General features: G+C 66.8%; 22 protein-coding genes and 1 tRNA gene. 6 read left to right on the top strand and 17 right to left on the bottom strand.

Annotated features, from left to right (window positions below):
* Positions 1-4 precede the first annotated feature (4 nt).
* From A5784_RS02570 to A5784_RS02585, 5 genes are all read right to left on the bottom strand, one after another.
* Positions 5-1,474, bottom strand: coding sequence for an alpha,alpha-trehalose-phosphate synthase (UDP-forming) (locus A5784_RS02570; protein WP_064942039.1), 1,470 nt, complete (start codon positions 1,472-1,474; stop codon positions 5-7).
* On the bottom strand, positions 1,475-1,639 hold the full coding sequence (locus A5784_RS38090; RefSeq protein WP_087079698.1) for a hypothetical protein: 165 nt from the start codon (positions 1,637-1,639) through the stop codon (positions 1,475-1,477).
* A 47-nt stretch (positions 1,640-1,686) separates the two neighbouring features.
* Complete coding sequence (locus tag A5784_RS02575; RefSeq protein ID WP_064942041.1) at positions 1,687-2,076, bottom strand: hypothetical protein; 390 nt, start codon at positions 2,074-2,076, stop codon at positions 1,687-1,689.
* Between the two features lie 107 nt (positions 2,077-2,183).
* A complete protein-coding gene (locus A5784_RS02580) occupies positions 2,184-2,495 on the bottom strand; it encodes a hypothetical protein (protein WP_064942043.1) in 312 nt (103 codons plus the stop codon).
* A gap of 57 nt (positions 2,496-2,552) precedes the next feature.
* A complete protein-coding gene (locus A5784_RS02585; RefSeq protein ID WP_029374141.1) occupies positions 2,553-2,909 on the bottom strand; it encodes a hypothetical protein in 357 nt (118 codons plus the stop codon).
* A 266-nt stretch (positions 2,910-3,175) separates the two neighbouring features.
* On the opposite strand from A5784_RS02585, the gene A5784_RS02590 reads away from it, so the two are divergent.
* Together A5784_RS02590 and A5784_RS02595 are read left to right on the top strand one after the other, a co-directional pair.
* The gene (locus A5784_RS02590; RefSeq protein ID WP_064942045.1) at positions 3,176-4,087 is read left to right on the top strand and encodes an enoyl-CoA hydratase; all 912 of its coding nucleotides are present in this window, start codon (positions 3,176-3,178) and stop codon (positions 4,085-4,087) included.
* Positions 4,088-4,126: 39 nt separating this feature from the next.
* Complete coding sequence (locus A5784_RS02595) at positions 4,127-4,960, top strand: SDR family oxidoreductase (protein ID WP_064942047.1); 834 nt, start codon at positions 4,127-4,129, stop codon at positions 4,958-4,960.
* A gap of 71 nt (positions 4,961-5,031) precedes the next feature.
* Here A5784_RS02595 and A5784_RS02600 read toward each other — a convergent pair whose 3' ends face one another.
* A complete protein-coding gene (locus tag A5784_RS02600; RefSeq protein ID WP_064942049.1) occupies positions 5,032-5,919 on the bottom strand; it encodes an NAD(P)-dependent oxidoreductase in 888 nt (295 codons plus the stop codon).
* Positions 5,920-5,960: 41 nt separating this feature from the next.
* Between A5784_RS02600 and A5784_RS02605 the strand changes: the two genes are divergently transcribed.
* Positions 5,961-6,395 (top strand): YdeI/OmpD-associated family protein, encoded by a 435-nt coding sequence (locus A5784_RS02605; protein ID WP_064942051.1) that lies wholly within the window; start codon positions 5,961-5,963, stop codon positions 6,393-6,395.
* Here A5784_RS02605 and A5784_RS02610 read toward each other — a convergent pair.
* Genes A5784_RS02610 through A5784_RS02625 form a run of 4 tightly spaced genes read right to left on the bottom strand, consistent with a single transcriptional unit; the run spans position 6,373 to position 10,745 of the window.
* Positions 6,373-6,867 (bottom strand): (2Fe-2S)-binding protein, encoded by a 495-nt coding sequence (locus A5784_RS02610; RefSeq protein WP_064942053.1) that lies wholly within the window; start codon positions 6,865-6,867, stop codon positions 6,373-6,375. The genes A5784_RS02605 and A5784_RS02610 overlap by 23 nt on opposite strands.
* Positions 6,860-7,735 carry an FAD binding domain-containing protein gene (locus A5784_RS02615; RefSeq protein WP_064942055.1) on the bottom strand — a complete coding sequence of 292 codons (876 nt, stop codon included), beginning with the start codon at positions 7,733-7,735 and terminating at the stop codon, positions 6,860-6,862. Before A5784_RS02615 ends, A5784_RS02610 begins: the two co-directional genes overlap by 8 nt.
* The gene (locus A5784_RS02620; protein ID WP_064942057.1) at positions 7,732-8,370 is read right to left on the bottom strand and encodes an SRPBCC family protein; all 639 of its coding nucleotides are present in this window, start codon (positions 8,368-8,370) and stop codon (positions 7,732-7,734) included. Before A5784_RS02620 ends, A5784_RS02615 begins: the two co-directional genes overlap by 4 nt.
* A gap of 2 nt (positions 8,371-8,372) precedes the next feature.
* A complete protein-coding gene (locus tag A5784_RS02625; RefSeq protein WP_064942060.1) occupies positions 8,373-10,745 on the bottom strand; it encodes a xanthine dehydrogenase family protein molybdopterin-binding subunit in 2,373 nt (790 codons plus the stop codon).
* 128 nt (positions 10,746-10,873) lie between these two features.
* On the opposite strand from A5784_RS02625, the gene A5784_RS02630 reads away from it, so the two are divergent.
* Entirely contained in the window at positions 10,874-11,488 is a 615-nt protein-coding gene (locus A5784_RS02630) for a M15 family metallopeptidase (RefSeq protein WP_064942063.1), read from the top strand.
* Positions 11,489-11,703: 215 nt separating this feature from the next.
* Positions 11,704-12,846, top strand: coding sequence for a glycoside hydrolase 5 family protein (locus A5784_RS02635; protein ID WP_064942360.1), 1,143 nt, complete (start codon positions 11,704-11,706; stop codon positions 12,844-12,846).
* Here the strand turns inward: A5784_RS02635 and A5784_RS02640 are convergent.
* Genes A5784_RS02640 through A5784_RS02650 form a run of 3 tightly spaced genes read right to left on the bottom strand, consistent with a single transcriptional unit; the run spans position 12,843 to position 16,287 of the window.
* The gene (locus tag A5784_RS02640) at positions 12,843-14,582 is read right to left on the bottom strand and encodes a DUF885 domain-containing protein (RefSeq protein ID WP_082944633.1); all 1,740 of its coding nucleotides are present in this window, start codon (positions 14,580-14,582) and stop codon (positions 12,843-12,845) included. The genes A5784_RS02635 and A5784_RS02640 overlap by 4 nt on opposite strands.
* Before the next feature lie 14 nt (positions 14,583-14,596).
* Positions 14,597-15,379, bottom strand: a complete 783-nt coding sequence (locus A5784_RS02645; protein ID WP_064942066.1) for an enoyl-CoA hydratase/isomerase family protein — start codon at positions 15,377-15,379, stop codon at positions 14,597-14,599.
* Positions 15,379-16,287, bottom strand: a complete 909-nt coding sequence (locus A5784_RS02650; protein ID WP_064942068.1) for an RNA polymerase sigma-70 factor — start codon at positions 16,285-16,287, stop codon at positions 15,379-15,381. The genes A5784_RS02645 and A5784_RS02650 overlap by 1 nt, the downstream gene beginning before the upstream one ends.
* Before the next feature lie 117 nt (positions 16,288-16,404).
* Here A5784_RS02650 and A5784_RS02655 point away from each other — a divergent pair, with 117 nt between their 5' ends.
* Positions 16,405-16,767 carry a DoxX family protein gene (locus tag A5784_RS02655; RefSeq protein WP_064942070.1) on the top strand — a complete coding sequence of 121 codons (363 nt, stop codon included), beginning with the start codon at positions 16,405-16,407 and terminating at the stop codon, positions 16,765-16,767.
* On the opposite strand, the gene A5784_RS02660 is transcribed toward A5784_RS02655, so the two are convergent.
* The 4 genes from A5784_RS02660 to A5784_RS02675 form a co-directional block, all read right to left on the bottom strand.
* On the bottom strand, positions 16,764-17,372 hold the full coding sequence (locus A5784_RS02660) for a dihydrofolate reductase family protein (protein ID WP_064942072.1): 609 nt from the start codon (positions 17,370-17,372) through the stop codon (positions 16,764-16,766). The genes A5784_RS02655 and A5784_RS02660 overlap by 4 nt on opposite strands.
* A gap of 40 nt (positions 17,373-17,412) precedes the next feature.
* Entirely contained in the window at positions 17,413-17,817 is a 405-nt protein-coding gene (locus tag A5784_RS02665) for an HNH endonuclease family protein (RefSeq protein ID WP_064942074.1), read from the bottom strand.
* Positions 17,818-17,862: 45 nt separating this feature from the next.
* Positions 17,863-17,937 (bottom strand) — tRNA-Thr (locus tag A5784_RS02670).
* Between the two features lie 27 nt (positions 17,938-17,964).
* A complete protein-coding gene (locus tag A5784_RS02675) occupies positions 17,965-18,987 on the bottom strand; it encodes a hypothetical protein (protein WP_064942075.1) in 1,023 nt (340 codons plus the stop codon).
* Positions 18,988-19,017: the final 30 nt, after the last annotated feature.

Genomic DNA, 19,017 nt, shown 5'->3' on the forward strand with positions numbered 1-19,017 from the left:
CGGGCTACTGATCGGCCTGGTCGGCAGCCGAACTGGTGCCCGCCAGTGCGTCGAGGAACGACCGTGCCCAGCGGTCCACATCGTGGGCCAGCACCTGACGGCGCAATGCTCGCATCCGTCGTCGGCCTTCCTCGGGCTGCTGCTGCAGCGCAGCCTCGATGGCGTCCTTGACGCCCTCGAGGTCGTGCGGGTTGGTCAGGTAGGCCTGTCGCAATTCGGCTGCCGCGCCGGTGAATTCGCTCAGCACCAAGGCGCCGCCCAGGTCGCTGCGGCAGGCCACGTACTCCTTGGCCACCAGATTCATGCCGTCGCGCAGCGGGGTCACCAACATGACATCGGCGGCCACGTAGAACGCGATGAGCTCCTCGCGCGGCACGGGCCGGTGCAGGTAGTGCACGATCGGATGGCCGACCTCGCCGTACTCGCCGTTGATGTGGCCGACCTGCCGTTCGATGTCCTCGCGCATGGCGATGTAGCTGTCGACGCGTTCGCGGCTGGGGGTGGCCAGCTGGACCAGCACGGTGTCGTCGTGCTTGACGCGATGCTCGTCGAGCAGTTCCGAGAACGCCCTCAACCGGACGTCGATGCCTTTGGTGTAGTCGAGTCGGTCCACCCCGAGCAGGATCTTGCGGGGGTTGCCGAGCTCGGCGCGGATCTGCCGGGCCCGCTGCCGCACCGAGCGGTCGCGAGCCTTGGCGTCGAGCTCGGTCGAGTCGATGGAAATGGGGAACGCGCCCACCGTGATGGTGCGGAAGCCGTACTGGACCTCGCCGAAGCGTGAGCGCACCCCGATCGAGGCGCGTGAGGTGTTGGCGCCGACGAGACGACGGGCCAGCACCAGGAAGTTCTGCGCCCCGCCGGGCAGGTGGAAACCGACCAGGTCGGCGCCGAGCAGTCCTTCGACGATCTCGGTCCGCCACGGCATCTGCATGAACAGCTCGACCGGCGGGAACGGGATGTGCAGGAAGAAGCCGATGGTCAGATCGGGCCGAAGCATCCGCAGCATCTTCGGCACCAGCTGCAGCTGGTAGTCCTGGATCCACACGGTGGCGCCGTGCGCGGCGGCGCGGGCGGTGGCCTCGGCGAAGCGCCGGTTGACCTCGACGTAGCTGTCCCACCATTCCCGGTGGTACTCGGGTTTGACGATGAGATCGTGGTAGAGCGGCCACAGCGTGGCGTTCGAGAACCCCTCGTAATAGGCCGCCACGTCGGCGGCCGACAGCCGCACCGGGTGCAGCCGCAGATCGTCCTGGACGATCGGTTCTTCGTCGCTGTCCGGTATGCCGGCCCAACCGATCCACGCGCCGCGGCGCTTCCGCAGCAGCGGCTCCAGGGCCGTGACCAGCCCACCTGGGCTGCGGTTCCATCGGGTGGTGCCGTCGGGCAGCCGCTCAAGATCGATGGGCAGCCGGTTGGCCACCACGACGAAATCGGACTCCCCGGAGGCAGCTGTCAGACCGCCGTCCGGAGTCACTTACGCCTCGATTTTCGACGGCCCAATGCCGAGCATCGAAAGGAACATCCGGCATTCGTCGGCATCGGTCGCGTAGGTGGCGACAACCCGTCTGGCCTGGCTGGCAGTGCTATCGGCCAACGGTTCGACGTCGTCGATATCAGTGGGATCAGTTTTTGCAGACATACGGCAACTCTAGGCGACCGGGCGGTGCCCGGTCGCCACAGCGGCCGTCAGCCGATGGAACCGGTGACGGTCGGGCTGCTGCCGACGGTCGATTCGGGCACCGGCTGCGGGCCCTCGGACTGCTGTTCCTCGGACAGGCCGATGCACTCGCCGGAGTTGGCGCCCGTGCACGGGATCGAGCCGCCGCCACCGGGTACGTCGACCGACGGCAGGGTCGGGTTGTCCGGGGTCGCCGCGATCGGAGAGCCGGAATTGGGCACGGTGTGGGGGACGCACATGCCCGTGTAGAGGTCTTCCTCTTCACCGGCGACACAGGCCACAGCGGGTGCGGGCGACATGGGGAGGGCGGCAACGGCAATTGCCGGAGCAGCGACCGCTGCGACGGCGAACCCGCCGGCCAGGATCAAACGTCGCATCGGGAACGGGAAGGTCGCCATCGTCACGCTTTCTGTAGTTATTCGACTGCTTGTCGGTGGATTCTATGAAAGCTGAGAGCAATCTGCATTGGTTCTGCCTGTTGTCTGAGTGTCCGTGCGCTTCGTGGCTATGGGCTCGCGCTGATGGTCGAGCGAGGCACCACCCCCGGCCCCTCGGCCTCGGCATCCTCGGCCAGGCCGATGCACTGACCCGAATCGCGCCCCGTGCACGGCACGCCGTCGATCGCCGGGATGTCCGGATTGCCCGGGATGGCGGTGAACGGTGACGTGGTGTTCGGCGCCATGAACGGCGTGCACACCGTCGTGTAGACGTCCTCTTCTTCGCCCGCTGTGCACGATGCGTGCGCAGCGGGGGCGAGCAGCGTCGAACCGGCGATGACCACCGCGAAACCGGCGGGCAGAGTCAGGCGTGGGATCACACCTGGCAGCTTATGGCTGCTGGGCGTTTCCTGGGTGCGGTCTGCGGATCCGCTGTGTCAGCCGATGGAACCGGTGACGGTCGGGCTGCTGCCCACGGTCGACTGTGGAACCGGTTGCGGCCCCTGCGCCTGCTGCTCCTCGGACAGGCCGATGCACTGGCCGGAATTGCCACCGGTGCAAGGGATCCCGTCGATTTGCGGGAGCTGGTCGGGTGCCGAGTTGATCGACGGGGTGTTCGGCGCGATGTCCGACGTGCACATCCCGGTGAAGAGGTCCTCGGACTCGCCGCTGGGGCAGTCCGCGAGCGCGGTGGCCGGCAGGGTGAATGCGGTCAGCGCGGGGGCGCCGACGATTGCCAGCGCAAGTCCGCCCGCCACGATGAACCGGCGTGCTGAAAGCTGGGAAATGGCCATGAGTCATGCTTTCTCTAGAGTGCTGACCAGTTTGCTGACTGCACGGTTGCGATGGTTGCACCATCGCTGGCCACGATGTCGTCTGGTGATGCACAGATTACGCGTAACCGGCGAAATGTGCTGCAGGATCGGGGGTGTCGGTGCGTGCCGGGGTCTCGCCTGTGAGCCCACTGGCAAAATGCTGTAGGACCGGTGGCGGAAGCCCCGCGTGATACACGTAGTGTGCAGTTTGTTACGTGCCGGCCCGCTCGACAAGGTGGTTCTCGATGGTCAGTTCCGACGACGGCTCGACGCGCCAGGTCGATTACGAAACTCTGGACGACGGCCGCATCGCGCGGATCTGGCTCAATCGGCCCGCGGCACAGAACGCCCAGACCCGGACGCTGCTCGTGCAATTGGATGAGGCATTCACCCGGGCTGAGGCCGACGACGCGGTCAGGGTGGTGATCCTGGCTGCGCGCGGCAAGAACTTCTCGGCGGGCCACGACCTGGGCTCGGAGGAGGCGCTCGCCGAACGCCAACCGGGCCCCGGCCAGCATCCGACCTTCAGCTCCCACGGCGCCACCGCGGCGGGGGTCGCCGAGCGGACGTATCTGCAGGAGTGGCACTTCTACTTCGAGAACACCCGGCGCTGGCGCGATCTGCGCAAGATCACCATCGCCCAGGTGCAGGGCAACGCGATCTCGGCCGGGCTGATGCTGATCTGGGCGTGCGATCTGATCGTGGCGGCCGACGACGCCAAGTTCAGCGACGTCGTGGGTGTCCGGATGGGCATGCCCGGCGTCGAATACTATGCCCATCCTTGGGAATTCGGGCCTCGTAAAGCCAAAGAGCTGCTGCTGACCGGTGATTCGATCGACGCCGAAGACGCCTACCGGCTCGGCATGGTGTCGAAGATCTTTCCGCGCGAGGAACTCGACGCCAAGACGCTGGAATTCGCGCGCCGCATCGCCGAGAGGCCCACCATGGCGGCGCTGCTGATCAAGGATTCGGTCAATGCGGCCAGTGACGCCATGGGATTCACCGAGGCGTTGCGGCACGGCTTCCACATCCATGAACTCGGGCATGCGCACTGGGCGGCGGCCAATGAGAACCGGTTCCCGGTGGGTATGCCGCCCGATGTTCCGGATTGGCGCACATTGGGCGCCCCGAAGCCGGCCCGGCGTGATACACCTTGACGCGATAAGAACGTGTTCCAGTTTTAAGGGGTCGCAGCAGTGCAGCTGTCGTTGGCGGATCGGACATATCTGGTAACTGGCGGCGGTAGTGGCATCGGCAAGGGTGCTGCCGCCGCGATCGTCGCCTCCGGCGGTAACGCCGTGCTCGTGGGCCGCAATACGGACAAGCTCAGCGCCGCGGCCGATGAGATCGCCGCGCAGGGCCCCGGTTCGGTGCGGTACGAACCCGCCGACGTGACCAACGAGGACGAGGTCAGCCGCGCGGTCGACGCCGCCACTGCCTGGCACGGCCGGTTGCACGGCGTCGTGCACAGCGCGGGCGGGTCGGAGACCATCGGGCCCATCACCCAGATCGATTCCGAGCTGTGGCGGCGGACCATCGATTTGAACGTCAACGGCACCATGTACGTGCTCAAACATGCCGGCCGCGAGCTGGTGCGCGGCGGCGGCGGATCGTTCGTCGGGATCTCGTCGATCGCCTCGAGCAACACCCACCGGTGGTTCGGCGCGTACGGCGTGAGCAAGGCCGCGCTGGATCACCTGCTCAAGCTGGCCGCCGACGAGCTCGGGCCGTCATGGGTGCGGGTCAACAGCATCCGGCCCGGGCTGACCCGCACCGACATGGTCGGTCCGGTCTTCGAGCTACCAGCAGCCCGCGACGACTACCAGGCCTGCACGCCGTTGCCGCGGTTCGGCGAGGTCGAGGACATCGCCAACCTGGCGGTGTTCCTGCTCAGCGATGCGGCGGGCTGGATCACCGGACAGGCCATCAACGTCGACGGCGGTCATGGGCTGCGCCGCGGCCCTGACATCTCCGCGATGCTGGAGCCACTCTTCGGAGCCGACGGCCTGCGCGGCGTGGTGCAGTCCTAGCTGCCGAGTGGCCAGTTATGTACGCAATGTCCGTATTTCCGGGCATAGCTGGCCACTGGCCGTGACATTGCCTAGGCAGGGTGGTCCGCGCCCGACTCCCAGGCGCTGAGTGCACCCACCGCCGCCCAGTCCAGCTCACCACCGCCCGTGGCCAGCAGGGTCAGGAAGCGGTCGCGCAGCAGGCTGGCCACCGGCAGCGGCACCTGCAACGCCTCGCCCGCGCTGAGTGCGAGTTTGACGTCCTTGAGTCCGAGGCTCGCGGCGAAACCGGCCGGGCTGAATTCCCCGCGGGCCAGCAGCCCGCCGTAGGTGCGGTACACCGGAGCGTCGAACAGGGTGGAGGTCAACAGCTCGAGGTAGAGCTGTTTGTCGACGCCTGCCTTGCCGACCAGAGCCATGGCCTCGCCGACCGATTCGATGACCGACGCGATCAGAAAGTTGCCGCTGATCTTCACCAGGTTGGCGGCGCTCGGTTGCTCGCCGAGCACGAACGTGCGCTGACCGACCGCATCGAAAACCGGAGCCATCGCCTCGACGGCGGCCGGCGCACCGGCGGCGACCACGAACAGCTTGGCGGCGGCAGCGGCCTCGGGCCTGCCGAACACCGGTGCGCTGACGAACTGCTGACCTGCCTCGGCATGGCGTGCGGCCAGCCGGTCGGCCAGCTCGACGCTGATGGTCGAGCACGAGATGTGCGTGGCGCCTGTGGGCAGTTCGGCCAGGATGCCGTTGTCCCCGAACGTGATTGCTTCCACTGCGGCGTCATTGGCCAGCATGGTGACGACGGCCTCGCCGCGACATGCCTCGGCGACCGACGCCGCAGGGTGCGCGCCCCGGTCGGCCAGCGCCGTCACTTTGTCCGGGGACCTGTTGTACGCCGTCACGTCGTGACCTGCCGTCAGCAGATTGGCGGCCATCGCCGCACCCATGTTGCCCAGTCCGATGAATCCGATCCTCATGACTCCACTCTTACCGGGTTAGTTTGGAGTCGGGAGGGCTCATGAAATTCTCGACGGAAATGCTCCAGATGGGCAACAACACCGGTATCGAGGTTCCTGCCGAGGTGGTGGAGGCGCTCGGTGCGGGCAAGCGTCCGGCTGTGGTGGTCGACGTCAACGGTTATCGGTACCGCTCGACCGTCGCGCCTATGGGCGGCAAGTACCTCATCCCGTTCAGCGCCGAACGGCGCACCGAATCCGGCATCGGGGGAGGAGACGCGATAGACGTCGAGTTGACCGTCGACACCGAGCCGCGCCTCGTCGAGGTGCCCGAGGATCTACGTGCCGCACTCGACGCGTCGCCCGCAGCGGCCAAACGCTGGGAGACGCTGTCCTACAGCACGCAGAAGGGCCACGTCACCGCGGTGGAAGGCGCCAAGGCGGCCGACACCCGGGCTCGTCGCATCGCGAAAGTCATTGCTGCGCTACAGGGTTGAACTCCACGGCGGCGCCGGCCCGGCGTACCGCGGCGATGATGCCCTGATAGCCGGTGCACCGGCAGAAGTTGCCGGAGAGCCCTTCGCGGATCTCGGCGTCGGTGGGGGCGGGATTGTCCCGCAGCAGAGCGGTGATGGAGGTGACGAAACCCGGTGTGCAGAAGCCGCATTGCAGCCCGTGGCACTCCTTGAGCGCGGCCTGCACCGGGGAGAGCGCGCCGTCGGGACCCTCGATACCCTCGACGGTGGTCACCTGTTGGCCGTCCACCTGCACCGCGAAGATCAGGCAGGACCGCACGGCCTGACCGTCCAGCAGCACGGTGCAGGCACCGCACGCGCCGTGTTCACAGCCCAGGTGGGTGCCCGTGAGCCCGCAGTTCTCCCGCAGAAAATCCGCGAGCGTGACGCGAGGCTCGACCACACTGCGGTAATCGCGGCCGTTGACCGAAACAGCAACGGGCAGTTCATGCATTGAGCGCCTCCGCACTTGCGTGTTTCCAGGCCCGGGCCACCATGGCGGCACCGACGCGGGCCCGATAGGACGCCGAGCCTTGAAGGTCCGAGGGGATGTCGGGCAGTGCTGACATCGCGAGTTCGCCGATATGCTCGGCGGTCACGTTGCCGATCGCCGTGCCGGTCACGGCGGATTCGGCCGCGGTGCCCCGCTTCGGCGTCGACCCCAGGCCCAGCAGGCCGATGCCGCACCTGCGCACCCGGTTGTCGTCGTCGAGCTCGATACCGACAACCGCTCCGGCAATGGCGAAATCGCCGTGGCGGCGGGCGAACTCCTCGACCGCGAAGCCGCTGCGCGCAGACCACACCGGAAACCGCACTGCGGTGAGGATCTCGTCGGCGGCCAGTGCGGTCTCCCACAATCCGGTGAAGAAATCGCTTGCCGGGATCGCGCGGACGCCGCGGGGTGAGGTCGCCTCGATCGTCGCGTCGAGCGCCAGCGCCACAGCTGCGTATTCGGCCGCCGGATCGGCGTGGGCGATCGCGCCGCCGAGGGTGCCCCGCGTACGGATCTGAAAGTGCCCGATGTGCGGGGTGGCCAGGGTGAGCAGCGGAACCGATTCGGCGACTTCGTCATCGAGGCCGACGAGCGCATGCGGCGTGGCGGCGCCGATCACGACCTCGTCGCCGCGCCGGGCGATGTCGCTGAGCCCGGCGATGCGGGATATGTCGATGAGATTGTCGAAATGCGTCAGCCGCATGGCCAGCATCGGCACCAGGCTCTGCCCGCCGGCCAGGATTTTCGCGTTGTCGCCGTACTCATCGAGGAGCGCGACCGCGTCGTCGATGCCGGTCGGCCGGTGGTAGGCGAACGGAGCGGCTTTCACGAGACCGACCGGAGCCGGCCCAGCAGATAACCGAGCACACCCGCGACCGCCACGGCGCCGATGGTCGGGGCGAACCGCTTGGCCATCGGCACCGCCATCACCTTGGCCAGCGCGATCGCGTTGATCGGGGCGCCCTGTTGACCCTCGGGTGTGGTTGTGGCGGAGACGCTTTCGGTTGCGGGTGCGGCACCGGCGAGCAGTTCGGCTTCGAGGTTGCCTGCGAACTGGTCGATCAGGGTTCCGGCGACATCGCTCAGCACACCGCGGCCGAACTGGGCGGCCTTGCCCGAGATGGTCAGGTCGGTGGTCACCGAGACAAGGGTGCCTGCGGTGCCGTCGTCTTTCAGTTGGGCGGTGACGACGGCGGCGGCTCTGCCGTTGCCGCGGGCCTCCTTGCCGTTGGCCGTGAGTACCACGCGCTGGGCTTGCGCATCCTTCTCCTGAAACCTCGCATTGCCTTGATAGGACACCGTGATGGGCCCCACCTTGACCTTGACAGCGCCGGTGAAGTCGTCACCGTCGACGCTCAGCAGGGTCGCGCCGGGCAGACACGGCGCCACGCGTTCGACGTCGGTGAGTACCTTCCACGTCTGCGCCGCAGGCACCGCGACCCGGAATTCGTTGTTGAGCTCCACAGCTAGTGGTCCTTCCCTTCGGATCGTTCGAGGGCCGCGACGATGGCGGCAGGGCTGGCGGGCAGGCTGGTGACGGTGACTCCGAGTGGGGCCAGAGCGTCGTTGATCGCGTTGATCACGGCGGGCGTGGACCCGATGGCACCGCCCTCGCCCGCTCCCTTGTAGCCGCCCACGCCAGGTCCCGGGATCTCTACGTGGCCGTACTCGATGAGCGGCACCTCGGTCGCGGTGGGAAGCAGATAGTCGACAAAGGTTGAGGAGAGCGGGTTTCCGGCGTCGTCGTACGAGAGCTGTTCGAGCAGGGCGCCGCCGATGCCCTGCACGGTGCCACCGGCGATCTGGCCCTCGACAACGTTCGGGTTGATCATCGGGCCGACGTCCTCGCTGACGATATAGCGCGTGATGTCGACCCGGCCGGTGTTCAGATCCACCTCGCACGTACAGGCGTGGGTGGCGTTGGCCCAGTGGATCGGTGCCGTCGGTGGAGCGGTGAAGCGCGCGGTGGCTTCCAGCGTCGCCGACATCCCCGGCGGCAGCTGCTGCGGCTCGTAGTACGCGCGGTACGCGAGATCGGCGAAGGTGACCGCCTTTTCGGCGTTGTCGCGGACCGTCGCTCGCGACCCGGCGAGTTCGATGTCGGATTCGTCGACGCCGAGCCTGGCGGCGGCCATGGCGACGAGTTGCTTGCGCAGGATGGTGCCTGCCTCGTTGACCGCGCCTGCGGTCATCGGCGCGCTGCGGCTGCCTTGCGTGCCCGCGCCGTACGGCGTCACCGCCGTGTCGCCCTGGATGGTGGCGACGTCGGCGATATCTGCGCCGAGGGCGTCGGCGGTGAGTTGAACGACGGTGGTTTCCAGACTGTTTCCGGTCGACCCGCCGTTGACGTAGACGTTGATCTTTCCGGTCGGCTCCATCCGGATCGTGCAGCCCTCGGTGGCCAGGTGACCGGTCGCCGCACCGGTCGGCTCGATGTAGGCGGAGAAACCGAGCCCGAGGTAGCGGCCCTGTGCGAGCGCCTCGGCCTGTTCCTTACGGAAGCCTTCGTGATCGAGGATCTTCACCGCCTGTTCGAAGGTCTCGATGGGGGCGACGTGGTCATAGGGCATGCCGTTGGGGTTGAAGTACGGCATCTCGTCGCGGCGCAGCAGATTCTTGCGCCTCAGGTCGACGGGATCCATGCCCATCTTCCGTGCGGCGATGTCGAGAAGGATTTCCCGCGTGAGGGTTTCGTACTGCCACGGCCCGCGGTAGGCGTGCAGGCCTGGGGTGTTGGAGAACACCGTCTTGTAGCTGAAGCTGGCCTTGGGCACCCGGTACGGGCCGGGGAAGAACATGCCGATGGCCGCGGTGGTCAGCACCGGGTAGGGGGTGGGGTAGGCCCCGACGTCCTGGATGAAGTCGATGTCGGCGGCCAGGATGGTGCCGTCGTCGGCGAAAGCCATCCGCACGTCGCCGTCGACGTGGCGGGATTGCCCAGCCGACATCAGGTTCTCGCGCCGGTCCTCGATCCATTTGACCGCTGTGCCTGATCGCGCGCTCGGCGTCGTGGTGGCAACCTTGCGTGCGGCGAGCATGATGCACATGTCTTCGCGCATCGGCACCACCTTCTGCCCGAAACCGCCGCCGGTGTCGCGCATGATGACGCGGACGTGGTGGGCCGGGATACCCAGCAGCCGTGCTCCGAAGGCCCGCAGTTCGTGGGGCGTCTGGGTGGACGCCCAGATGGTCAGTTCACCGGTCGACGTCACCCATTCGACGACCATGCCGCGGGTCTCGATCGGCACGGGAACGTACATCTGTTGGTAGATATGCTCTTTGACCACGTGGGCGGCCGAGGCGAAGGTGTCCTCGTCGGGTGGTGCCCCGGCCAGGCCGCCCGCGTTGTTGTCGGGGTACGCCGCGTGTACCGCCACATCGGAGGTCAGGGCGGTGCGGAAATCGGCGATGGCGGGCAGGGGTTCGTAGCCGACGTCGACCAGATCGGCCGCGTCCTCGGCGACGTAGCGGCTCTCGGCGATCACAAGGGCGACCGGGTCGCCGACGAATTTGACCTCGCCCTCGGCCAGTGGCGGTCGTGGCGTGTCCGGCATGTCCTTGCCGGCCACGGCGTGCCAGGCCTCCTTGACGTCGGGGTTGAGATCGGCCGCGGTGAACACCGCGCGGACGCCGGGGAGGCTGAGTGCAGCAGCGGTGTCGATGCCCGTGATGGTGGCCCGGGCCAGCGGGCTGCGGACGAAGCAGGCGTGCAGCATCCCGGCGCGGGTGATGTCGTCGACGAACGTGCCGCGCCCGGTGAGTAATCGGGTGTCCTCGACGCGTTCGATCCGCCGGCCCGCGTAGCGGGTGCTGACGGTCTCGGATGTGGCTGACGCCATAGCTGCTCCGATTCGTGGGCTTCTGCGCGTAAGTAGAGTCGGATTATCGTATAACGGAAGTCGATCATCCTGTATAGGAGAGTGATATTTCCCACTCGGGTGCCCACCGGCCTTTAAGCTTGCCGACTATGCGTCGCATCGCGTTCGGGCTGCTGGTGGCTGTGGCCGCCGCGCTGGTTCCGGCACCTGCCGCGTCGGCCGTGCCCGCGGCCGCCGCCGGGCTCGTCGACATTCACACCGTGGTCCCCGATGCGATCGTCGATCTGCGGTACGCCACCGTGGATAACTTCGTCGGCCTGCAGCTCTACCCGGCCGACGCCCACTGCCTGGTGCACGAGTCCATGGCCGCCGGACTGGCCGCAGCCGCCGCGGCACTGCGGCCCGACCGGCTGGTGTTCTGGGACTGTTACCGCCCACACGAAGTACAGGTCCGCATGTTCGAGGCGGTGCCTGATCCGAACTGGGTGGCCCGGCCCGGCACCTCGGCGCGCAGCCACGAGGCAGGCCGGTCGGTGGACGTGACCATCGCGGGCCTCGACATGGGAACCGGGTTCGACGACTTCACGCCGCGAGCCAAGGCATACGCGACCGACGGAGTCAGTCCTGCCGAACAGGCCAACCGCGCCAGGCTGCGGCAGGCCATGCAGTCCGGTGGGCTCTCGGTGTACTCGGGGGAGTGGTGGCACTTCGACGGCCCTGGCGCCGCCGATCCACGACCGTTCCTCGACGTCCCCCTCGACTGAACCGCGGGATCACCCGCAGCGCCGCATCTTTCGCGTGAGTCAGCTCTGACGCTGGCGCCAATTTCACTTGACACATCGAACGTTTCGCGTCGAGGTCGTCCCGGGTATGCGTTTGCGCGTGCACACGACCCTGATGGATAACGATTTGAAACCTCAACGATTTCAAAGTGATACGAGAGACGAAGCCTATCCTTCGCACACACTACGGTCACTTGGTGCACCGTCGAACGGCCCTGAAGCTCCCGCTGGCGCTGGCAGCCGCCGCGGCTCTGCCCGCCATGTCCGCGATGCCTAGCGCCGGCGCCGACACGGGACGCTGGCCGGCCGACCGCGCGAACGCGTGGTACCAGGCGCAGGGCTGGTTGGTCGGCGCGAACTACATCACGTCGACCGCGATCAACCAGATCGAGATGTTTCAGGCAGGCACGTACGACCCGCGGCGAATCGACGCCGAACTGGGTGCGGCCCGGCTGCTCGGGTTCAACACCGTACGGGTCTTTCTGCATGACCTGCTGTGGGCGCAGGACCGCGGTGGATTCATGAGCAGACTGGCGCAATTCGTCGGTATCTCGGCGAACCACGGCATCAAACCGCTGTTCGTCTTCTTCGACTCGTGCTGGGATCCGTATCCGCGGCTCGGTGCCCAGCGTGCGCCGCGGCCCGGCGTGCACAACTCGGGATGGGTGCAGAGTCCCGGCGCCGAGCGGATCGCCGACCCGCGGTATCGACAGGTCCTCTACGACTATGTGACCGGGGTGATCGGCCAGTTCCGCAACGACCAGAGGGTGCTCGGCTGGGATCTGTGGAACGAGCCCGACAATCCCTCGGGCCAGTACCGCTCCGTCGAACGCAAAGACAAGCAGCAACAGGTCGGGGCGCTGCTCCCGCTCGTGTTTCAGTGGGCGCGGTCGGTCAATCCGGCCCAGCCGCTGACCAGTGGTGTCTGGCAAGGCAGTTGGGGATCCGGGGACCGCAGCGCGATGAGCGGTTTCCAGCTCGACAACTCCGACATCATCACGTTCCACTCCTATGGCACGCCCGATCAGTTCGAGGCGCGGATCGGGGAACTGACGCCGCTGGGACGACCGATCCTGTGCACGGAGTACCTGGCCCGTACGCTCGGCAGCACGATCGAAGGGGTGCTGCCGGTCGCCAAGCGGCACAACGTCGGCGCCTACACCTGGGGACTGGTCGCCGGGAAGAGCCAGACGTACTTCCCGTGGGATTCGTGGAGCCAGCCCTACAAGACGCTGCCGAAGGTGTGGTTCAGCGATCTGCTGCAGCCCGACGGCCGGCCCTATCGCGACACCGAATACCAGACGCTCCGTAAGCTCACGAGTACACCGGGCGCGACCTAGAACAGGTCGCCGGTCTCGCCGAGCATCGCCCTGCGGATGAGGGGCAAGGGCAGTGGACCGATCTTCACGAAGGCGTCGTGGAAGCCTTTGAGTGAGTAGGCGTCGCCCATCTTCGCCTTGTAGTCGTCGCGCAGTTTGAGGATCGCCAGCTTGCCCATGGTGTAGTAGCCGTACGTCGCGTCCGACGTGCCACGTTTGGCTTCCGACTCGGCCACCGGCGCCGGCTCGTGCGCTTGCTCGACGAACATCTGCTGCGCCTGCTCGACCGTCATCCCTTCGGTGTGCATCTTGATGCCGACGATGAAGCGGACATCGCGCAGCAGCGCATCCTGCAGTTGGGCCAGCCGATCCCGCGGATCGCCGCCGTGCAGGCCCTCGTCGAGCATCATCTGTTCGCAGTAGTGCGCCCAGCCCTCGAAATTGCTGGCCGCGCCGAACACCTTGCGGACGTCGGAGGGATAGTCCTTGGCGTAGAGGAACTGCAGGTAGTGACCGGGCCACACCTCGTGCACCGACACATTGCTGATCGCCGGGCGGTACCACTGCGACATGAACTCGTCCTGTTCCGGCTTCGGCCACGTCGGATCCGGCAGGGTCATGTTGAAATACGCTTCGGTGGCGACCTTTTCGAACGGACCGGGGATGTCCATCGACGCCGACGTGGTCGCGCGCAGGAAGGGCGGGGTCTCCACCACCCGCGCCGCAGGCGCAGGCGGGACGTCGACGATCTGCTTGTCGCGGACGAACTGTTCGACGCTGTCGAGATTGCTCTGCGTCACAGCGAGCAGTTGCGACGGTGGCGGGTAGTCCTTCTGCACGTCGGCCAGCACATCCAACGGTGCCTTGACAGGATCGATCGCATGGGCCGCGTCGGCGAATGCCTGCTGGTTGCGCTTGAGGTCCGCCTCCGCGATGTTCAACAGGTCGGGTAGCGGTGTGGTGATCATCTCGTCGGCGGCCAGCACCTGCCGATAGGTGTCGGCGCCGTAGGCGAACGATCCGTTGGAACGCGGCAGCAGGTCGTTCTGCAGCCATCCCTTGTAGTCGTCGAGCGCGGCGATCACCGCGGCATTTGCCGTCGCGAAATCGGCAAGCAGTGTCGTGTCTTTCACGTCCGTAAATGCCGCGGGCACGTCCTTGGCGAAGAAATCGCGATTGCCGTCGAGCTGGTCGATCGCGATCTGGGTGTAGATCCGTGGCGGATCGTCGAGGTTGTCGCGCGCCGCGGACAAGGCGTTCGGCATCAGCTTCAGCCGGTTGGTCAAGGACCGCAGGCGCTGCTCCGGCGGTGCGAAATTGCGGGAGATCATGACGAAGGCGTCGTTGGTGATCCCGCTGCTGTAGACGTCAGGATCCTTCGCCCAGCGGCGAATAACCTCGTTCTGCAACAGGATTCCATCGAGCGCGTGTTTGGTCTGCTCGAGATCGAGCTGATTGTCGAGGGTGAGAGTGTCGGCGTCGATCCCGTCGAGGCGCGACCGGAAGGACTTAACGGCCTCGGTGTCGGCCGCCACGGCCGGCGCGGAATAGTCGGCGATCACGTCGTCGTACTTGTGGATACCCAGGGACGTGGCGTGGGAAGGATTCTGCCGGTAGGTGTATTCGAGAATCTCAGCGGTGAGCTGCTGGAAAGCGGTGTCACCGGCAGCGGCTGCGGGCTCGGCGCGTTTGTCGCATGCCTGCAGGAAACCGATGGCGAGTACCAAAACCGTGAGCGTTGACCCCAGACGCTTCATGGACGGAGGCTAAGTCACGGGGCCGCCGATGGGAAACCCTTCGTGAAATCCGCCGAGTTCAGACAGCGGGCCTGGGCCTCGACTGCGACCCGCAAAGCAGCCGCCGAGCCGAGGTGCCTGCCTGCCTCGATGGCGGCCCGCGCACCTCGAACGGCGAGTGGCGGCAGCGCGGCCAGCCGGTCAGCGAATTCGTCAGCAGCGTAATCGAGTTCGTCGCCTGCAACGACACGGTTGGCCAGCCCGATACGCAACGCCTCTGCCGCGTCGATGATCTCACCGAGCAGGATCAGCTCGCGTGCGCGACTCTCACCGACGATACGTGGAAGCCGGAAGGTGGCCCCCATATCGGGAAGCAGGCCATAGCGCGATTCGGTGAGGCCGACGCGGGCGTCGGCGGCGAAGATTCGGAAGTCGCACGCCAATGCGAGTTGGAGACCCGCACCGTAGGCGTGGCCGCGCACCGCTGCGACGCTGGGGCAGGGCAGCTCGGGGATGAACTCGAAGACCCCGGCCACAGTCAGTCCCAGCTCGACGGTTTTCTCGTCGGGTGCGCAGTCGGCGAACTGGGCCAGGGTGCCGGTCATCGCCTCGGTCAGGTCGAGGCCGGCCGAGAACGATGTTCCCGCGCCCGTCACGATCAGACACCGCAGCGTGTCGTCATCGGCCAACAGCGCGCCGAGACGCTCGAGATCCTCGCGCATCTGCGGGTTGAGTGCGTTGAGCTTGGCCGGGCGATTCAGCGTCAGCGTGCCGATGCCGGCGCGGCGCGAATAGCGGATGGCCTCGTAGTCCGGCATCAGCGTGTCGCCCGCCGGGCCAAGGGGGACAGCGGGAATCCGAGATGGCCCAACTTGTCCGGATTGATCACCGAGCGGACAGTGCAGATGCTGTCGCCTTCGACATCGATCGTCAGCACGTTGATGAGAGCGCCGTCAGGGTCGAACGCCAGCAGCCCGGGCTGCCCGTTGACCGGTGAGCGCTGCAACCGCGCGCCGACGCCGTGATACGCGTGCACGATGCCGGCAAGCACTCGCTGGACGCGGTCGCGTCCGAAAACGGGACGCGGCAGGCCCCGGCCCGTTCCGCCGCCGTCGCCGTAGAACGCCACGTCGGCAGCCAACAGCTGCACGAGATCATCGAGGTCGCCGTCTTCGGCGGCGTGGAAGAACCGGTCGGCCAGTTCGGCGCGATGTGCGGCGTCGACGTCGAAGCGGTGCCGGCCTGCTTCGATGTGCCTGCGCGCCCGGTTGAGTAACTGCCGGCAATTCGCGGGCTCCTTACCGACGATGCGGGCGATGTCGTCGTAGTCGTAGGCGAACACCTCGCGCAGCAGGAACACCGCCCGTTCGACCGGAGAGAGTGTCTCCAGCAGCACCAGGAATGCCATGGACAACGAGTCCGATGTCGCCGCGAGTTCTGCGACGTCGGGATCGGCGGAGGTGAGCAACGGCTCCGGAAGCCATGGGCCGATGTAGGTTTCGCGCCGCACCCGGGCCGAACGCAGATGGTCGATAGCCAGCCGCGTGGTGATGGTCGTGAGCAGGGAACGCGGCGAATCCGCCTCGCTGCCGCGGTCCAGGTAGTCGAAGTACCGCAGGTATGCGGCCTGCACGGTGTCTTCGGCCTCGGTGACGCTGCCCAGCATCCGGTAGGCGATCGAGAACAGCAGCGGCCGCAGCTCGGTGGGGTCTTCCGGGTCAGTCATGGCACCTCCCTCTCTGTCCCCTAGACGATCCGGCGAGCGGATCTGTGACACGGCATGTCACAGCCGGCGGCGGTGGCCCGTCATCAGGTCTGCACACCAACAGAAAGGGATACGACCATGAACATCGCACTGTGGACCGCGCAACTCGTCCTGGCCGCGACATTCGCGTTGTCCGGCACGGCCAAACTCGCCATGAGTCGCCAACGGTTGCTGGACACCGGCCAGACCGGGATAGCCATGTTCCCCATGCCGGTGGTCCGGTTCACCGCGGCCATGGAGTTGCTCGCGGTGATCGGGCTGGTGGCACCGGGGCTCACGCGAATCGGCCTGATATTCACGCCGCTTGCGGCCGCCGGGCTGTGCGTGGTGATGGTCGGCGCTGCGTGGGCACACAGCCGACTGCACGAGCCCCGCAGCGTCCTGGCCAACGCCGTGCTGTTCGGGCTGGCCGCATTCGTGTTCGTCGGGCGGTTGCTCTAGTGAGTGATTCGGTAGCGCACGTGCGTCGCCAACGGCGAATGCTCGGTCTCGACGAGCGTCAGCTCATTGACCGTGGTGTCGTCGAAGATCCGTTCGCCGCGTCCGAGCAGTACAGGGATGATGTCGAGCGTCAGCTCATCGAGCTCGCCGGCTGCGAGGGCCTGGCGGACCGCAGAGGCGCCGCCGGCGATGTCGACGTCACCGTCGCCGGCAGCGCGAGCCTGCGCCAGCGCGTCGCCGATGCCGCCGGTGACGAAATGAAAGGTGGTACCACCCTCCATCTCGATGGGCTCGTGCTCGTAATGCGTCAACACGAAAACCGGTGCGTGATAGGGCGGTTCGTCACCCCACCAGCCCCGCCATTGCTCACCGTCGGTGGCCCACTCGCCGCGGATCGGCCCGAACATGTTGCGCCCCATCACATATGCCCCGCGGGGGCGCAGCAGCTGGGCGGTCCAGCGGGCGTCGACGTCATGCTGGGGCTGATCGAGGTGCCAATGATGCAGCCGCAGCCCGCCCCGGCCGATAGGGTCGTCGCGCGACTGGTCGGGGCCTGCGACGAAGCCGTCCAGTGAGATCGACATGTGTGCAGTGGTGAAAGTCATGTACTAGTAGACCGCCGGCGCGCGAGAAATTCATCTGCGGCTAGTACGACTGGCCGTTGGCATACCGCTCACGACGGTAGTGGCGCCCTTTGCCACGGTTGCGACTCTTGTACGTCGGCAGTTGGGAGTCACAGTTCGGGCAGATCAGGCGCAGGTTGTCCCGGCGGTTGTTGGTCGCGTCGCCATCCATGTGGTCCAGCACCAAGACCAGCGGGAGGTCCTGCCACGTGGTGGCTCTACGGCAGATTGCGCAGCAGCCGTCCTGAGTCTCGGCGAGATACTGCCGGATGTAGTGATCCGGGTACGTGCCGACGAACGCTTCGCCGGTCTCGAGCCATCGTTTCCTACGCGCGGCGCTGCGGGCCGAAGCCTGACATACATTGCTGCAATAGATCTTCTGGCTGCGCTTCGTCAGCGGAGCACCGCAAGCGAGACACGACCTCATGAGCGGACACTACGACCAGCCACCGACATCAGAACGTGCCGCGAATGGAGCCTCCTATCGGGATTGAACCGATGACATTCCGCTTACAAGGCGAACGCTCTACCACTGAGCTAAGGAGGCGGGTGGACCGCGCTACATCCTAACGGGTCACATGTCTTGGTCGATGACCCGCTGGGACGCGACGACGCGGGCTGCGGTGCGGCGCCGTTGCCGGGAGAGCGGAATCCGGTCGGCGATGTTGCTCAGCGGGTTGACCACAGCGGTCAGCGACAGGACCGCGTCGTGCAGGGTGTCGACCATCGGTGCCAGTGCTTCCAGGCCAGGCACCAAGCGGTTGAGGGTGTCGGAGAGGTCGACGAGCTTCGCTAGCGGCCCATCCGGATCGGCCAGGGTCTCCAGCAGACCGTCGTCGGCGAGCAGTTTGTCGACGACACCGTCCTCCCGCAGCAGGCGTTCGATCAGACCGTCGTCGGCGAGTAGCTGATCGGCCAGGCCGCCGGGGGAGACGACGCGCGAGAGTGCGCCGTTCTCGGTGGTCAGCCGGTCCATCAGGCCACCTTCGGAGGTGACTTGATCTACCAGGCCGCCTTCTTGCAGTGCACGGTTGACGGGTCCGTTCTCGGCGAGCAGTTTGTCGGCAACACCGTCGTCGCGCAGGATCCTTTCGACGATGCCGTCCTTGGCGAGCAGTCGGTCGGCCAGACCGCCCGGGGCCAGCACTCGCGACACCACGCCGTCCTCGGCCGTCAACCGGTCCGCGAGCCCGCCCTCGGCGGTAATCTGATCGACCAGTCCACCTTCGGCCAGCGCGCGCGACACCGGTCCGGTGTCGGAGTTGAGCCGATCCAGCAGGCCGCCGGGTTTGGTCAGCTGGTCGACCAGGCCGCCCGGCTGCAGGAGCTGATTGAGCGGGCCCTCCGGTGCGAGGGCCCGACCGATCGGGGCATCGTCGTCCATCAGGTGGGCCAGCCGGTTTGCCCGATCCACCGCGTCGTCGAGCCCGAGCAACCCGGCCACCGACGGCTTGCCCTGGATGGGGTTGGCGTCATTGAGGGACCGTTGCACGACGTTGAGGGTGCCCCCGGCGATACCGAGGCCGAGGTCAGCGACGGCCAGACCGACCTTGACCGGGGCGGTGGCAACCTGGACCAGGGTTTTGCCGAGGTTCATGACGCCAGTCTAGGGGCGTGTGGCCGGCGT

This window comes from Mycobacterium sp. 852013-50091_SCH5140682 (assembly GCF_001665685.1).
In the GTDB taxonomy this organism is placed as follows: domain Bacteria; phylum Actinomycetota; class Actinomycetes; order Mycobacteriales; family Mycobacteriaceae; genus Mycobacterium.

Excerpts from the sequence above, each read along its gene's own strand:
- A5784_RS02600 (WP_064942049.1), bottom strand. The coding sequence starts at position 5,919 with ATGAGGATCGGATTCATCGGACTGGGCAACATGGGTGCGGCGATGGCC.
- A5784_RS02655 (WP_064942070.1), top strand. The coding sequence starts at position 16,405 with ATGAACATCGCACTGTGGACCGCGCAACTCGTCCTGGCCGCGACATTC.
- A5784_RS02575 (WP_064942041.1), bottom strand. The coding sequence starts at position 2,076 with ATGGCGACCTTCCCGTTCCCGATGCGACGTTTGATCCTGGCCGGCGGG.
- A5784_RS38090 (WP_087079698.1), bottom strand. The coding sequence starts at position 1,639 with ATGTCTGCAAAAACTGATCCCACTGATATCGACGACGTCGAACCGTTG.
- A5784_RS02605 (WP_064942051.1), top strand. The coding sequence starts at position 5,961 with ATGAAATTCTCGACGGAAATGCTCCAGATGGGCAACAACACCGGTATC.
- A5784_RS02610 (WP_064942053.1), bottom strand. The coding sequence starts at position 6,867 with ATGCATGAACTGCCCGTTGCTGTTTCGGTCAACGGCCGCGATTACCGC.
- A5784_RS02590 (WP_064942045.1), top strand. The coding sequence starts at position 3,176 with ATGGTCAGTTCCGACGACGGCTCGACGCGCCAGGTCGATTACGAAACT.
- A5784_RS02640 (WP_082944633.1), bottom strand. The coding sequence starts at position 14,582 with ATGAAGCGTCTGGGGTCAACGCTCACGGTTTTGGTACTCGCCATCGGT.
- A5784_RS02625 (WP_064942060.1), bottom strand. The coding sequence starts at position 10,745 with ATGGCGTCAGCCACATCCGAGACCGTCAGCACCCGCTACGCGGGCCGG.
- A5784_RS02660 (WP_064942072.1), bottom strand. The coding sequence starts at position 17,372 with ATGACTTTCACCACTGCACACATGTCGATCTCACTGGACGGCTTCGTC.
- A5784_RS02650 (WP_064942068.1), bottom strand. The coding sequence starts at position 16,287 with ATGACTGACCCGGAAGACCCCACCGAGCTGCGGCCGCTGCTGTTCTCG.
- A5784_RS02675 (WP_064942075.1), bottom strand. The coding sequence starts at position 18,987 with ATGAACCTCGGCAAAACCCTGGTCCAGGTTGCCACCGCCCCGGTCAAG.
- A5784_RS02645 (WP_064942066.1), bottom strand. The coding sequence starts at position 15,379 with ATGCCGGACTACGAGGCCATCCGCTATTCGCGCCGCGCCGGCATCGGC.
- A5784_RS02585 (WP_029374141.1), bottom strand. The coding sequence starts at position 2,909 with ATGGCCATTTCCCAGCTTTCAGCACGCCGGTTCATCGTGGCGGGCGGA.
- A5784_RS02665 (WP_064942074.1), bottom strand. The coding sequence starts at position 17,817 with ATGAGGTCGTGTCTCGCTTGCGGTGCTCCGCTGACGAAGCGCAGCCAG.
- A5784_RS02630 (WP_064942063.1), top strand. The coding sequence starts at position 10,874 with ATGCGTCGCATCGCGTTCGGGCTGCTGGTGGCTGTGGCCGCCGCGCTG.